Consider the following 14,955-nt stretch of genomic DNA (forward strand, 5'->3'; position numbering starts at 1 on the left):
GGGCGCACGACTAAGGGCCCATCACGAACATGACCCGGGTAGGGGCATTGGTGAGGGGCTGGACCCAGGCTACTCCCGGGCACTGACAGTGCCCATCTATCGCCCTTTTGTCGCGCTCGCACGTACGATGTCCGGCGATGTTGACCCCGTCCGGATCCCCGCGGCACGCCGGCGCGCCCCTCCGGGGGCGCGACGCCGCCGTCGTGCAGAGCACCTCCGCCCGCCTCGCCTGGCCCGACGCCGCCCGCGGCCTCGCCATCGGACTCGTCGTGCTCTACCACGCGACCAACTGGACGTGGATCACCGGGTACGAGGTGAGCGTCCTGCGCGACGTCAACGAGACGCTGCGCAGCCTGCGCATGCCGCTCTTCTTCGCGGTCGCCGGCATGTTCGCCGCGAAGTGGACGACCGTGCCCTGGTCCCGGCTGGCCCGCGGCAAGCTGCTCTTATTCGCCTGGGTCTTCGTCCTGTGGGAGCCGGTCTCCCTGGTGGTCCGCCTGGTCACGGGCTACTACCAGGTGGCGGACGCCGACTGGGGCACCCTGGCGCACGACCTCGCCTGGTCGCTGCTGATCCCCCGCTCCGAGCTGTGGTTCATCTGGACCCTTGCCGCGTTCTTCGTGATCGCGCGGGCGCTGCGCCGCGTCCCGGTGCCGGTGCAGCTGGTGGCCGCCGCCGGGGTGAGCGGGTGGGCGCTGGCCGGCTGGGAGCCGGAGAGCATCGCGTGGCGGGGTACCGCGCAGTTCGTGCTGTTCTTCCTGGGTGGGCTGCACCTGCGGCCGCTGCTCGAACGGTTCGCCGAGCGGATCACCTGGCACTGGGCGGTGGGCGCGCTCGCCCTGTGGTTCGGGATCCAGCTGGCGGTGCGAGAGCTCGGCCTCGCCGATGTCCCCGGGTTCTACCTGCTGGCCAACGTCGCGGGCGTGCCGGCCGGGGTAGCGGTGAGCGCCCTGGCCTCCCGGGTGCCGGGTGCGCGGTATCTGCCCAGGTCACTCGGGTTGCAATGGCTCGGCGCGCGCACGCTGCCGGTTTTCGTCACGCATACGCCGGTGGTGCACTGCCTGCTGTACCTGCTGTACAGCAACGCCGTATGGATCCCGGCGCCTCAGTCGCAGTGGCTGCCGGTCGCGCTCTGGGTGCTGGCTATCGCCGTCGGCCTGGGGCTGGGCTCCCTGGCGCCCCGGATCGGCGCACGCTGGCTGTTCGCCCCGCCCGACCGAGTGACTGGATCCTCCGCAAAGTAGCGGCGTGTTCCTTTTTGCCAGGATCTACCTTTTGCGTGGCCTTCACTGCTACTGTGTCGAACTCAGCAACGGCAACGACGCCGTCGTGACCGGCGGAGCCCCGGCCTCGCCCCGGCCCAGCGGGAGGTCTCGTGCAACGCCTGCGACGCACCAGACGAACGGCGGTGCTCCTGACCGCCGTGACCGCCGCCTGCCTCAGCGCGACGATCGTGGTGATGCCGGCGTCGGCCACGAGCACGGGGCCGAGCACGGGGCCGGGTACGGGACTGCAGCCGGCCGCCCTGGCCGAACGAGCCCTGGCCGAACCTGTACTCCCCAGCCCGGAGTCCGAGGTCAACGTGACCGGTACGCCCTTCACCGGCACCCGGCCCGACGGGTCCGTGTACGGCCTCATCGACGCGCACAGCCACCTCTTCATGGAGGACGGCATGGGCGGAGCAGCCGTTTGCGGCAAGGTGTTCTCGGAGCAGGGGATCGAGACCGCGCTCCGCGACTGCCCGTCGCACGAGCCGCACGGCCTCGGCGCGCTGCTCGAGAACCTGACCCGGGACGGCTCGCCCATCGGTACCCACGACACGACCGGCTGGCCGACCTTCGCCGACTGGCCCGCCTACGACTCCCTCACCCACCAGCAGATGTACTACCGCTGGCTGGAGCGGGCATGGCGTGGCGGGCAGCGCGTGCTCGTCAACGACCTGGTCACCAACGGCCTGCTGTGCTCCATCAACCCGGGCACCCACCAGAGCTGCGACGAGATGACGGCGATCCGGCGCCAGGCGCAGGACACCTACGACCTGCAGGCGTACGTCGACGCGCAGTACGGCGGGCCGGGCCGCGGCTGGTTCCGGATAGTGACCAGCAGCGAGCAGGCGCGGCAGGTGATCGAGGAGGGCAAGCTCGCCGTCGTGCTCGGCGTCGAGACGTCGGAGCCGTTCGGCTGCAAGCAGACCCTCCGGATACCGGAGTGCTCCCGGGCCGACATCGACGCCGGCCTCGACGAGCTCTACGACCTGGGCGTCCGCTCGATGTACCTGTGCCACAAGTTCGACAACGCGCTGTGCGGCGTGCGGTTCGACGAGGGGTCCATGGGCACGATCATCAACGCCGGCCAGTTCCTCTCCACCGGCACGTGGTGGGACGCGCGTTCCTGCCCCGCGGACCAGCCGCACGACCACAATCCCGGCAACGGTGAGCTGCCGCCCGCGCTGGAGGACGACCTCCCGCCCGTCCTGCCCCTCTACCCGCCAGGGACGCTCTGCAACACGCGCGGCCTGAGCGGGCTGGGCGCCTACGCCGTCCGCGGGATGGTCGAGCGCAACATGATGGTCGAGATCGACCACATGAGCGCGAAGGCCGCCGACCAGACCCTCGACATCCTCGAGGAGGTGGACTACCCCGGCGTCCTGTCGACCCACTCCTGGATGGACGAGCGGTACCTCGACCGGCTCTACGCCCTCGGCGGGTTCGCCACGATCTACGGCCACGCCGCCCACGAGTTCGTCGAGGAGTACAACCGCACCGCTCCCGTGCGCGACCGGTATGGCGCGGGGATCGGGTTCGGCTTCGACATGAACGGTTTCGGCGGCACGCCGCCGCCCAGGGACGACGCCGCGGCGAACCCCGTCACCTACCCGTTCCGGTCGTTCGACGGCGGGACGCTGCTCGACCGGCAGACGACCGGCGAGCAGACCTGGGACGTCAACGTCGACGGTGTCGCGCACTACGGGCTGGTGCCCGACTACGTCGAGGACCTGCGCCTCGTGGGCGGCCAGGAGATCATCGACAGCCTGTCCCGCGGCCCGGAGACGTACCTGACCACGTGGGCGGGGGCGGAGCGGCACTGAGGCGCGTCCGCCGGCTGAGCAGCTCCGGTGGCCGAGCCGTCGAGAACTGGGTCTCGACGAGCTCGGCCACCGTGAGCATCACGCCTTGGCCACGTGGTACTTGCCCTGGGCCGCCAGGAGCCCCTCGGTGACCAGCAGCTCGACGGCGTCGGCGGCGTCGTCCACCAGGATCGGCAGATCCTTCTTCTCCGTGCCCGAGAAGTCCTTGAGCACGTGGTCCGCCGTCTCCATGCGGCCGGGCGGGCGGCCGACGCCGACCCGGACCCGGTAGTAGTCCTTGGTGCCGAGCGCCTTGGTGGTGTCGCGCAGCCCGTTGTGGCCGCCCTCGCCCCCGCCGATCTTGAGCTTGATGGTGTCGAAGGGGATGTCCACCTCGTCGTGCACCATGACCACCTGGTCGGCGTCGACGTCGTAGTACTTCGCGAGCGCGCTGACCGGACCGCCCGACGTGTTCATGTACGTGGTCGGCTTCGCGAGGATCACGCGCGGGCCCGGGGCCCCGCCGGGGAGCACGCCGAGCCGCGCCTCCGCGACGACGGCCTGCGCGCGCGGGTGCTTCGAGAAACGCGCGCCGGTGCGCTCCGCGAGCAGGTCCAGGACCATCTGCCCCACGTTGTGCCGGTTCCCGGCGTACTTGGGGCCGGGGTTGCCGAGCCCGACGACGAGCCAGGGCCGGTCGCTCATGTCACTGTTCCTTCCACGACAACGGAGCCTTTCACGCCACAGCAGTATCAGCAGAAACAGGTCGGGCCGAGGCAGAACCCGCGCCGCGCACGATCTTCTCGTGCGCGCGCCTGACGGTTCTACCTCGGCCCGGTGCGCTCCGGCTCACGCCGGAACGCTCTGGGTGGTGCCAGAGGCTCAGCCCTCCGAGGACGCCTCGGCGGGAGACGCGGCGGACGCCGGCGACTCTTCGCCCTCGTCGCCGACCTCGCCGCGCGGCTCGGTGACGAGCACGACGACGGCCTTCGGGTCGGTGAGCAGGATCGAGCCCTCCGGGAGGGTGACCTCGTCGGCGTGGATCTGCGAGCCGGACTCGAGGCCCTCGATGGAGACGTCGACGGACTCGGGCAGGTGCGTGGCCTCGGCCTCGACCGACAACGTCTGCTCCTCCACGAGGTGGATGGTGCCGGGGGCCGACTCGCCCACGATGTTCACGGAGATGTCGACGGTGATCTTCTCGCCGGCGCGCACGACCTGCAGGTCGATGTGCTCGATCGTGTTCTTGACCGGGTCGCGCTGGATGTCCTTGGCGACGGCCAGCTGGCCCTTGCCGTCCACGTCGATGTTGAGCAGCACGTTGGTCTGGCGCAGCGCCAGCATGGACTCGTGGCCCGGCAGGGTCACGTGCACCGGGGCGCCGCCGTGCCCGTACAGGACGGCGGGGATCTTGTTGTCGCGGCGGATACGGCGGGCAGCGCCCTTGCCGAACTCGGTACGGGCCTCAGCGGCGAGCTTGATCTCGGCCATGGGAATTCACTCCTGAAAGGTCTGTGTGCAACTCGAAGGTGGCGGCTGCGTCGGCGCGGGACACGTGACGGACGCGGAGCGGGCACGTGGCGCGGAGTGCTGGAGGGGTACTCCGCGCAAGGCCGCCGACGGCCGCCCAGTCGATCACGGACGCCGGCCGAGTGCTTGCGGGATCAGCTCCCGCCGCGGCCGTCATGCGTCCCTCGCCGAGGCAACCTGACTACTGTACCCGCTCGTCAGCCCGGCCCGCACCGACTGGTGGTGTGACAACGATCCCTGGCTGCGTGCGGCGGGGCTTGTAGACCACCTGGACGTGGAACACGAACCGCAGCAGGAACGCCACGACGAGCGTGACGGCCTGTACGAGCACCGGCCACATGCCGGTGAACTCGACCAGCCACCACAGTATGGGCAGGCGGACGGCCGCCTCGGTGCCGTTGAACGCGAACGAGTGCGCGAACCGCGACCAGGTGCCGCGGCCCTCGTTCCGCAGGTCGCGGAACACGAACCGCTCCTGCAGCAGGAAGTTGATGAGGATCGTCACGACGGCGGAGATCACCGCCGCCACCACGTAGTGCACGCTGAGCCCGGTCAGGGCCCACAGGATGAGGATGTTGAGCACGGCGCCGAAGCCGCCGATGATCGCGAACCGCGACATCCGTCCGAACCGGAGGGCCGCCAGCTGCTCCAGGTAGCGCAGCCCCGTCCTGAAGGTCGCCTTGGAGTGCCCGGCGTACCGCTCGCCGAACACGAAGGGCTCCTCCCCCACGGCCAGCGTGTTGCGGGCGAGGAGCTCGAGCAGGATCTTGAAGCCGCGCGGGTGCAGCGCGTCGAGGTCCAGCCGGTCTACCCGCGTGGCGAAGAACCCGGTGAGCGGGTCGGTCACGTTGCGCAGCCGGACGGGGAACATCGACCGCGCCAGCAGGGCCGAGCCGATCGATACGCCGTGCCGCCACCAGCCGTCGAGGCCGCCGGCGTCGCCGTCACCGGTGTACCGGGAAGCGACCACGATGTCGAGCCCTGACTCCTGTCCGCGCGTGACGAGCGCGGGCACGAGCTCCGGCGGGTGCTGCAGGTCGCCGTCCATCACGACGGCCCACTCGGTGGTCACGGTCCGCAGGCCGGCGACGACCGCGCCGCTCAGCCCGCCCGTCGCCTTCTCCCGGTGCAGCAGCCGCACGGGAACGGGGGCGGTGGCCGCTACCTCGCGGATCCGGTCGGGCGTGTCGTCGGTCGAGTCGTCGACAAAGAGGATCTCGGCCAGGTCCGGCGCCCCCACGGGGGCGGGACCGCCCTCGGGTCCCTGCACGACGCCGGTGGGGCGACCGTCGTCGGGCAGCACCCCGAACGCGGCGCAGAGCCGCTCGGTGAGTGCTGCGACATTGGGTCCCTCGTTGAACGTAGGGACCACGACGGTGACGGTCACTGACCCTCCCAGATCGATGTCAGGACACGGTCCCCGTCGACCGTGCCCGAGTCAAGTATCCGCCCTGCGGCGCCCCGTGAAAAAAGGTTCACCCGATCGAGCAGATCAGGAGTTGCCGTCGAACAGCGAGGTCACGGACCCGTCGGAGTGGACCTCGTTGATCGCGGACGCCAGCAGCGGTGCGATGGAGAGCACCTTGAGGTTGGGGAACCGGCGGTCGTCCTCGATCGGCAGGGTGTCGGTCACGACGACCTCGCGCGCCCCGCAGTCCGTGAGCCGCTGCGCGGCCGGGCCGGACAGCACGCCGTGCGTCGCCGCCACGGTCACGGACTTGGCGCCCGCAGCCATGATCACCTTGACGGCCTCGGCGATCGTGCCGCCGGTGTCGATGAGGTCGTCCACCAGCACGCAGTCCCGGCCCTGCACGTCGCCCACCACGCGGTTGGCGACGGACTGGTTGGGCCGCGTGACGTCGCGCGTCTTGTGCACGAACGCGAGCGGGCCGCCGCCCAGCTTGGAGGCCCAGATCTCGGCGACGCGGATGCGGCCGGCGTCGGGCGAGACGACTGTGACGTTCTCGACGTCCACGCGGGTGCGCACGTAGTCGACGAGGATCGGCATCGCCCACAGGTGGTCCACGGGGCCGTCGAAGAAGCCCTGGATCTGCGCGGTGTGCAGGTCGACACTCATCAGGCGGTCCGCGCCCGCCGTCTTGAACAGGTCGGCGATGAGCCGGGCCGAGATCGGCTCGCGGCCGCGGCTCTTCTTGTCCTGGCGGGCATAGCCGAAGAACGGCGCCACGACAGTGACGGAGTGCGCCGAGGCGCGCTTGGCGGCGTCGACCATGAGCAGCTGCTCCATGATCCACTGGTTGACCGGCATCGTGTGCGACTGCAGCAGGAACAGGTCCATGCCGCGCACGGACTCGCTGAAGCGCACGTAGGTCTCGCTGTTGGCGAAGTCGTAGGCGGACACGCCCAGGAGGTCGATGCCCAGCTCTTTCGCGACGTTCTTCGCCAGCTCGGGGTGTGCACGACCTGCTGCGAGAACGAGCGGGTGACGGTTCGGGCCGGGAATGGTGCTGGACATCAGTGGGACTTTCCTTCCTTGTCGGCCCCAGGTACGGGGGCCTGGTCGGCCGGCTCGGCCTGAGCGGCCGCGGCCTGCGGGGCCGTGGGGGCCCCGGCTGCATTCTGCTCGGCGAGCTGCCGCTGTGCCTGGTCACCGAGTCCGGACGTCCTGCCGTTGGCGTTCGTGGCGGCGTCCGCCGCTGCCGTCCCCGGCCGACGACGGGCGACCCAGCCCTCGATGTTCCGCTGCTGCCCGGCCGTGACGCCGAGCGCGCCCGCCGGCACGTCGCGGCGGATCACCGACCCGGCGGCGGTGTACGCGCCGTCGCCCACAGTCACCGGCGCGACGAACATGTTGTCCGCGCCCGTGCGTGCGTGCGAGCCGATCACCGTGCGGTGCTTGTGCACGCCGTCGTAGTTCACGGTCACGGACGCGGCGCCGATGTTGGTGTGCTCGCCGATCGTGGCGTCACCCACGTACGACAGGTGCGGCACCTTGCTGCCCTCGCCGATCTCGGCGTTCTTGGTCTCGACGAACGTGCCGATCTTGCCCTTGCGGCCCAGCTGCGTGCCGGGGCGCAGGTAAGCGAACGGCCCCACGGACGCGCCCTCGCCGATGATGGCGAGCGACCCGTGCGTGCGGATCACCGTGGCGCCGGGGCCGACCTCTACGTCGGTCAGCGTCGTGTCCGGGCCGATCGTGGCGCCCGTCGCGACCACGGTGGCGCCCTTGAGCTGCGTGTTCGGCAGGATCGTGACGTCGGGGGCGAGCTCGACGTCGACGTCGATCCAGGTGGTGGCCGGGTCCTGCACGGTGACGCCGGCGCGCTGCCACTCCTCGACGATGCGGCGGTTCATCTCGCGCGCCAGTACGGAGAGCGCCACCCGGTCGTTGACGCCCTCGACCAGCATCGGGTCGTCGGCGAGCAGCGCCCGCACGTGGTGGCCCTCGGCACGGGCGAACGCGACGACATCGGTCAGGTAGACCTCGCCCTGCGCGTTCTTGCTGTTCAGACCGCCCAGGCCGCGGCGCAGCGTGGCGGCGTCGAACACGTAGACCGAGGAGTTGATCTCCCGGATCTCGAGCTGGTCCGCGGTCGCGTCCTTGTGCTCCACGATCTCGAGCACGTCCCCGGTGTCCTTCTCGCGGACGATCCGGCCGTAGCCGGTCGCGTCGGCGACCTCGGTGGTCAGGATCGTGACGGCGTTGCCGTCCGCATGGTGCGCCGACAGGAGCTGGCCGAGCGTGGCGCCGTCGAGCAGCGGGACGTCGCCCGCGACCACCACGACGGGCCCGTCGACGCCGTCGCCCACGACCTCGCCGTCGGCGATGCCCGCGGCGGCCGCTGCCGCCTGCGCCTTGGAGTCGAGCGCTGCCAGTGCGCACTGCACCGCGCGGCCCGTGCCGGGGATGTCGTCCTGGTCCACCAGGATCGCGCCCGGGTCGAGCTGCCCGACGGCCTCCGCGACCAGGTCGCGCTCGTGCCGGATCACCACGGCGACCTGCGCCGGCTCGAGCTCGCGAGCGGCGGTCAGCGCGTGCCCGACCATCGGCTTGCCGCCGAGCGGATGCAGGATCTTCGGCAACGCGGACTTCATACGGGTGCCCTGGCCGGCGGCGAGAACGATGACTGCTGCCGGCTGAGGTGTCTCGGTCACGAGTGCTCCGATCGTGGGTTCGTCAGATCCGGATGGCTCCGCCCCCAGGATTCGAACCTGGACTAAAGGCACCAAAAACCTCTGTGCTGCCGATTACACCAAGGCGGACCGGGCGCGCGGGGGGCTCCGTCGTGACCCGAAGCGGGCGGGTGCCACCGTCGCACGTCCGTGAACAGTCTGCCAGGTCCTCGGGCATGCCCCTGCCGCACTTGGCGAGTCGTCAGCCACACCGTTCACCGCGGGACCCGTTCCGCCCCCTGATCCAGGCACGTCCGGAACTGCCCCTCAGGCACAATGAACCCCATGGCCGCCGACAACCGACGTACTCACCGACCTCGCATGACGGCCAGTCAGCGCCGTGAGCAGCTGCTCACGGTCAGCCGCGGGCTGTTCGCCGAGAAAGGCTTCGAAGGCACGAGCGTGGAGGAGATCGCGGCCCGGGCCGAGGTCTCCAAGCCCGTCGTGTACGAGCACTTCGGCGGCAAGGAGGGCATCTACGCCGTGGTCGTGGACCGCGAGGTGCAGGCGCTCACCGCCGCCCTGACCGGAGCGCTCGGCTCCGGCGGCCACCCGAAGGTCCTGCTGGAGCGCACGGCGCTCGCCCTCCTGGACTACATCGAGTCGTCCGAGGACGGCTTCCGCATCCTCGTGCGCGACTCCCCCGTCGCGCAGGCGACCGGCACCTTCTCCAGCCTGATCGGCGACGTCGCCACCCAGGTCGAGGCGATCCTTGAGCCCCAGTTCGCGTCGAACGGGCTCGAGACCAAGACCGCACCGCTCTACGCGCAGATGCTGGTCGGCATGATCGCACTCACCGGCCAGTACTGGCTGGACGCACGCAGCCCCAAGAAGACCGAGGTCGCGGCCCATCTGGTGAACCTGGCATGGAACGGCCTGCACAACATGGAGAAGAAGCCCGTGCTGACGAAGCTGTCGCGCTGATAAGCCTGTAGTAGCCGCACGCACTGACGGGGCGTCAATACCTGCGGCGAAATGCCGGTCTGCCGGCGAAATGACCGAAGGACAGCCATTCTTGCACTGGGGAAACAATGTGTGCGCGCGCAAAAGAACGAACACCTCCCGTGGCATTCCACGGGAGGTGTTCGTTTGACTGGGGATGTATCTAGTGCCGCTTCGGGGTTAACCGCGCGGCGTTTGCACTGCTCAGAGACCCAGGATGGCGCGGAGTTGCGCCAGGGTGATGAGGGCCGAGTCGAGCAGCGTGGTGAGAACGTCAACGACAGACATGGTGCTATTCCTTCCGGAAAACGGGAATCACAGGATGATCACCTGCGAGCCGAACGGGTTCGCGTCCACACATTAAGCACACCACCCGGACTCTGCAACGGGAAATGTATGTTTGGCTTTAATACGCGCCCTGTTTCACCCTGTGATAGTGGGCCCGGAATCGAAACACGCAGCGCCATAAACCGGACACATTCCGTCTCGCTCGCTAGGCGGGATCTTGGGCTTGCGCTGCGGTCGGCGGGCTATCGGCGGGGGTGCGGTCACGGCCGGTCGAAGGCCCGCTCCACCACGTGCTCGGCGATGGCCAGGCTGGACGTGGCGGCCGGCGAAGGCGCGTTGCGGACCACGGTCACGCCGCCCGAGCTGTTGATGCGGAAGTCGTCCAGCAGGCTGCCGTCGAGCTCGACGGCCTGGGCGCGCACGCCGGCCCTCCCGCGGACGACGTCGCCCACGCCGATGGCGGGCACGTACCGCTGGGCGGCGCGCATGTAGACGCGCTTGGACGCCGAGCCTGTCATCTCGCGGATGCCGGTGCGCCAGTGCTGGGCGCCCATGCGCCACGAGCCGGGCCAGGTAAGGATGTCGCGCACGTCACGCGCGCTGGGCAGGGTCCCGCGGTAGCCCTCGCGGCGCAGCGCGAGCACCGCGTTGGGGCCCACCTCCAGCTCGCCCGTCACGCGACGCGTGAAGTGCACGCCGAGGAACGGATATCGCGGGTCCGGCACCGGGTAGACCATGCCGCGCACCAGGTCCTGCTTGGCGGGGACCACAGTCATGTACTCGCCGCGGAACGGGACGATGCGGGGCGACTGCTCACCGTCCAGGTGGGCGAACCGGTCAGCGTGCAGGCCGGCACACACGACCAGCCGGTCGACGGCGACGAAGCGGCCGCCGTCCGACGAGCCGTGGCGCACCTCGATGCGCCCGCCGGCCCGCACGACGTCGGACACCGGAGCGCCCAGCCGCACCTCGCCGCCCGCCGCGACGATGTCGGCGCCCAGCGCGCGGGCCACCGCAACGTAGTCGGTGATCGCGGTGCGCGGCGAGTGCAGAGCGGCGAGCCCGGACGTGTGCGGCTCGATCTCCGCAATCTCCGCGCCGTCGAGCCGCCGCAGGCCGGGCACCGCGTTCGCGAGGGCAGTCTTCTCGAGCGCGTCGAACCGGCCACGCTCGGCCTCGTCGACGGCGACCACGAGCTTGCCGCACTCCTCGTACGGCAGTCCGCGCTCGGCGCAGTACTCCTTGAGGAGGTCACGTCCCCGGGCGCACAGTGTCGCCTTGAGGCTGCCCGGCCGGTAGTAGATCCCCGCGTGGACGACGCCGGAGTTGTGCCCGGTCTGGTGCACGCCGAGCCGGTCCTCCTTCTCCAGCACGACCACACGCGTCCCGGGACGGCGGCGGATGACCTCGCGGGCCACGGCCAGCCCCAGGATCCCGCCGCCGACCACGCCGACAGTGCTCATCGAACGAGTTCCCCTCGCCATGCCGCGAGCAGCAGACCCTCCACCGCGTCAGCGGTCACCGGGCGCGGGTTTGGATAGGGGCTGGCCGCCACCCTCTCGGCTACCTCGCGCAACGCCGCGCGGGGCAGGCCGAGTGCGCCGAGCGTCGTCGGGCCCTCGTGCATGGCCGCGAGTGCCGCAACCGCGTGGGTCGGGTCGCCGTCCGCCACCCGGGCCAGCCGCGCCGCCGCATCGGTCGCCGCGACCAGGTTGAACCGCATCACGTGCGGCAGGAGCAGGGCGTGCAGCTCCGCGTGCGGCAGGCCGAAGGTACCGCCGAGCACGTGCGCGAGCTGGTGGTGCAGGCCCATCCGCGCCTGCGCCAGGCACGCGCCCGCCAGCCACGCCGCCTCCTGGAGCCGGGCACGCGCGGCGACGTCGGACAGGCGGCCGAGCACCACGGGAAGCGCGGAGAGGATGCCGTCCGCCGCCTCCACGGCGTACGCGCGGGTCGCGGCGCTCGCCTCGGTGTCCCACAGCGCCTCGACGGCGTGCGCCAGCGCATTGAGCGCCGAGGTCAGCGTCAGCCCGCGCGGCATCGACAGCGTGAGCTCCGGGTCGTACACGACGGTGCCGGGTGCAAAGGCCGGGTCGCGCCGCGTCGTCTTGACGCCGTTCTCGGTCTCCCCGAGCACGGGCGTCACCTCCGAGCCGGCGTAGGTGGTGGGCACCGCGACCTGCGGCATGCCGGTCCGGATGGCGAGCGCCTTCGAGAGCCCGATCGCCGACCCGCCGCCGATCGCGACGATGGCGTCCGCCCGCACCTCCCTGGCCACGGCGAGCGCCTCGGCGGTCACCTCGACCGGGCTGTGCTGCGCCGGGCGCCCGAAGGTCGCGGCATACCGCTCCCCCAGCGCCGTTGCCAGGTCCTGCGTCCCTTCGGCCGACGACGGCGCCGCAACGAGCAGCACCCGCTGCGCCCCGAGCCGTTCGATCTCGTCCGGTACGAGAGCCCGCGCGCCGGCGCCCTGCAGTACCCGGCCGGCGTACACCTGGTGCACCCTGATATCTGTTCCCACGAGGGCTGAGCCTACGGTCGCGCAGTGCCTCGGACCACGGGGTGCGTCACTCTGGCCCGGTCGAGATTCTTGATATCGAGATATCCGGTAGCCTCTCGCCATGGAGCACACAGGTCCCGCCGACGAGGTCGACCGCATCGTCGCCGCGTGGCGCCACGTGCGTCCCGACCTCGAGCTCGAACCCCTGACGGTGTTCAGTCGGGTGTCCCGGCTGGCCCGCCATCTTGATCTCGCGCGCCGCACCGCGTTCGCCCGGCACAGCCTCGAGACCTGGGAGTTCGACGTGCTCTCGGCGCTGCGCCGCGCCGGTGAGCCGTACCGGCTGTCGCCCGGCACGCTCGTCACGCAGACCCTGGTCACCAGCGGGACCATGACCAACCGGATCGACCGCCTGGAGTCGCGCGGGTTCGTGCAGCGGCACCGCTCCCCGGACGACCGGCGTGGCGTCCTGGTGCAGCTCACCGACGAGGGTCTGGCGCGGGTCGACGCGGCCATGAGCGACCTGCTCGACATCGAGGCCAAGGTGCTGACCGCCCTGTCCCCCGCGGAGCGCCCGCAGCTCGCGGCGCTGCTGCGCACGGTGACCGCCCAGTTCGACGACTAGGGCGCGTCTGCCAGATCCGGGCTGGATCTTGACGCCGTGATCCGACCGTGGTGACGAGCTCAGCGGCTCCGGCTCACCATGATCTTCTCGCGGCCGAGCTGGTCGGGCAGGAAGAAGAGGTCGTCGGCGTCGGCGACGTACAGCGGCACCTCGCCCTGCTTCGCCGGCATGCCGTCGGCGTCGGTGACGGTCAGCTCGACGTGGTCCGCGGAGCTCTTCGAGACGTACTTCCAGGTGCCCTCGATCTCAGAGGGGGCACCGGCGACCGCGCCGTCGAGCACCTCGCCCGGGACCCCGACGGCCGTGAACGTCCGGTCCTCGCCGAGCGCCACGACGGTAGCGGACCCGTCGGCGACGTAGGAGCCCACGAACTCGGGCTCCGAGTAGTCGAGCTTGCCGATGTCGAAGCCACATCCCGACAGCATGAGTACGCCGACGAGTGCTCCCACGCCTCGGAAGACCTGCCGCTGGATCATTCGACACCTCAGTTGTTCCGGACCTGACCGGTCGCCCAATCTAGCGGGAAAGCCGCAATTCCTCTTGGAGATCCTGGGCAGCGATCAGGCCACAGTGTGGCGATGCGATGGACGCCCGGCGCGACCAGCTGCCCCTTCCCGCACAATGACGCCATCATGAGCACCATCCGCACAGCGGCCGGCGGCTCCGCGCTGCTCATCGCGGTCCTCGTCTTCGCGCTGAACCTGCGCACCCCCATCACATCCCTCCCGCCGGTGATGGCGGACGTCGCGACCGGGCTCGGCCTGGACCAGACCCTCACCGGTCTGCTCGTGGGCATCCCGGCGCTCTGCTTCAGCGTGGTGGCACCGGCGGCGTCGACCCTGATCGCTCGCGCCGGCCCGTACGCGGCGGTCACCGTCGCCCTGGTCGGGGTCATCGCGGGGACGCTGATCCGGTCCGCCGGCTCGGGGACGGCAGGTGTGGTGGCGGCCTTCGCGGGGACCGTCGTGCTCGGCTCGGCGATCACCGTCGGCAACGTGGTGGTGCCGGTCATCATCGCGCGGGACTTCCCGGCCAGGACGGCGCTGGCGACGGGCCTGTACTCGTCGACGATGAATCTCGGGTCGGTCTTGGCGACGTCGCTCACCGCGCCGTTCGCGGCGCTGCTGGGCTGGCAGGGTGCGGTCGCCTCGTGGTCGCTCGTGGCGGTGGTGGCGCTAGCCGTGTGGCTGATCACCACCCGCCGCATGTCAGACACACACGTCACTCGGGTGACCGACGGTGCCGCTCGCACCGAACGGCCGGACGAGACCTGGGGCGGTGTGCTGCGCCGCCCGATCACCTGGGTCCTGACGGTGGCGTTCGCGGGGCAGTCGTTCTCGTACTTCGCGGTGACGGCCTGGCTGCCGGAGCTGCTGCGTGACCTGCTGGGCGTGTCCGTGACCACTGCGGGCAACGCGGCGGCACCGTTCCAGGGTCTCGCGATCGCGGGCAGCGTCCTGGTCCCGCTCGCGCTGGCCGCTCGCGTGCCGATGCGCGGCGCCGCGGTGGTGATGGGGCTGCTGTGGGTGGCCCTGCCCGCGGGCCTGCTGCTGGCTCCGCAGTGGTGGCTGCTGTGGGTGAGCCTCGCGGGCATCGCCCAGGGCGGGAACTTCGTGGTGATCTTCACTGTCGTGGCGCAACAGTGCCGCACGGTGGCCCAGACCCGCCGGACGGTAGCGACCGTGCAGGCGTTCGGGTACGCCGTGGCCGCGTCCGCTCCCGCCGTGATCGGCGCGGTGCACGCGGCGTCGGGCGGCTGGACCGCGGCGCTCCTGGTGATGCTCGGGTCCACGCTGGCGCTGGGGACAGCGGAGCTGGTGGCGACCAGACACCGGTGGCGCACGGCGCCCTAACGGGAACTTTTCCATT

At 70.8% G+C, this 14,955-nt stretch carries 13 protein-coding genes and 1 tRNA gene; 5 read left to right on the plus strand and 9 right to left on the minus strand.

The window, feature by feature from the left end; all coding sequences use genetic code 11:
• Positions 1 to 137 precede the first annotated feature (137 nt).
• Together IE250_RS16760 and IE250_RS16765 are read left to right on the plus strand one after the other, a co-directional pair.
• Entirely contained in the window at positions 138 to 1,244 is a 1,107-nt protein-coding gene (locus IE250_RS16760; RefSeq protein ID WP_189670443.1) for an acyltransferase family protein, read from the plus strand.
• 131 nt (positions 1,245 to 1,375) lie between these two features.
• Positions 1,376 to 3,088, plus strand: a complete 1,713-nt coding sequence (locus IE250_RS16765; protein WP_229872532.1) for an amidohydrolase family protein — start codon at positions 1,376 to 1,378, stop codon at positions 3,086 to 3,088.
• A gap of 78 nt (positions 3,089 to 3,166) precedes the next feature.
• Here the strand turns inward: IE250_RS16765 and pth are convergent, their stop codons facing one another.
• The 6 genes from pth to IE250_RS16795 all read right to left on the minus strand — a co-directional run bounded on the left by pth (position 3,167) and on the right by IE250_RS16795 (position 8,821).
• Entirely contained in the window at positions 3,167 to 3,772 is a 606-nt protein-coding gene (gene pth / locus IE250_RS16770) for an aminoacyl-tRNA hydrolase (protein ID WP_189670444.1), read from the minus strand.
• 177 nt (positions 3,773 to 3,949) lie between these two features.
• Complete coding sequence (locus tag IE250_RS16775; protein ID WP_189670445.1) at positions 3,950 to 4,558, minus strand: 50S ribosomal protein L25/general stress protein Ctc; 609 nt, start codon at positions 4,556 to 4,558, stop codon at positions 3,950 to 3,952.
• 220 nt (positions 4,559 to 4,778) lie between these two features.
• Positions 4,779 to 5,984: a glycosyltransferase gene (locus IE250_RS16780; RefSeq protein ID WP_189670446.1), complete on the minus strand. Its 1,206-nt coding sequence runs from the start codon at positions 5,982 to 5,984 to the stop codon at positions 4,779 to 4,781.
• Positions 5,985 to 6,089: 105 nt separating this feature from the next.
• Entirely contained in the window at positions 6,090 to 7,073 is a 984-nt protein-coding gene (locus IE250_RS16785; RefSeq protein WP_189670447.1) for a ribose-phosphate diphosphokinase, read from the minus strand.
• Positions 7,073 to 8,653 (minus strand): bifunctional UDP-N-acetylglucosamine diphosphorylase/glucosamine-1-phosphate N-acetyltransferase GlmU, encoded by a 1,581-nt coding sequence (glmU, locus tag IE250_RS16790; protein WP_229872572.1) that lies wholly within the window; start codon positions 8,651 to 8,653, stop codon positions 7,073 to 7,075. Before glmU ends, IE250_RS16785 begins: the two co-directional genes overlap by 1 nt.
• A 93-nt stretch (positions 8,654 to 8,746) precedes the next feature.
• A tRNA-Gln gene (locus tag IE250_RS16795) sits at positions 8,747 to 8,821 on the minus strand.
• A 231-nt stretch (positions 8,822 to 9,052) separates the two neighbouring features.
• On the opposite strand from IE250_RS16795, the gene IE250_RS16800 reads away from it, so the two are divergent.
• The gene (locus tag IE250_RS16800) at positions 9,053 to 9,655 is read left to right on the plus strand and encodes a TetR/AcrR family transcriptional regulator (RefSeq protein WP_189670449.1); all 603 of its coding nucleotides are present in this window, start codon (positions 9,053 to 9,055) and stop codon (positions 9,653 to 9,655) included.
• Positions 9,656 to 10,221: 566 nt separating this feature from the next.
• Here the strand turns inward: IE250_RS16800 and lhgD are convergent.
• Positions 10,222 to 11,424 carry an L-2-hydroxyglutarate dehydrogenase gene (gene lhgD / locus IE250_RS16805; protein ID WP_189670450.1) on the minus strand — a complete coding sequence of 401 codons (1,203 nt, stop codon included), beginning with the start codon at positions 11,422 to 11,424 and terminating at the stop codon, positions 10,222 to 10,224.
• Positions 11,421 to 12,482, minus strand: coding sequence for a maleylacetate reductase (locus tag IE250_RS16810; RefSeq protein WP_229872533.1), 1,062 nt, complete (start codon positions 12,480 to 12,482; stop codon positions 11,421 to 11,423). Before IE250_RS16810 ends, lhgD begins: the two co-directional genes overlap by 4 nt.
• A 100-nt stretch (positions 12,483 to 12,582) precedes the next feature.
• On the opposite strand from IE250_RS16810, the gene IE250_RS16815 reads away from it, so the two are divergent.
• The gene (locus IE250_RS16815) at positions 12,583 to 13,086 is read left to right on the plus strand and encodes a MarR family winged helix-turn-helix transcriptional regulator (RefSeq protein ID WP_189670452.1); all 504 of its coding nucleotides are present in this window, start codon (positions 12,583 to 12,585) and stop codon (positions 13,084 to 13,086) included.
• A 59-nt stretch (positions 13,087 to 13,145) separates the two neighbouring features.
• On the opposite strand, the gene IE250_RS16820 is transcribed toward IE250_RS16815, so the two are convergent.
• Complete coding sequence (locus IE250_RS16820; RefSeq protein WP_189670453.1) at positions 13,146 to 13,562, minus strand: hypothetical protein; 417 nt, start codon at positions 13,560 to 13,562, stop codon at positions 13,146 to 13,148.
• 156 nt (positions 13,563 to 13,718) lie between these two features.
• Here IE250_RS16820 and IE250_RS16825 point away from each other — a divergent pair, with 156 nt between their 5' ends.
• Complete coding sequence (locus IE250_RS16825) at positions 13,719 to 14,939, plus strand: MFS transporter (RefSeq protein WP_189670454.1); 1,221 nt, start codon at positions 13,719 to 13,721, stop codon at positions 14,937 to 14,939.
• Positions 14,940 to 14,955 lie beyond the last annotated feature (16 nt).

Origin of the sequence: Promicromonospora soli (assembly GCF_014653785.1) — a bacterium.
Classification (GTDB): Bacteria; Actinomycetota; Actinomycetes; order Actinomycetales; family Cellulomonadaceae; genus Promicromonospora; species Promicromonospora soli.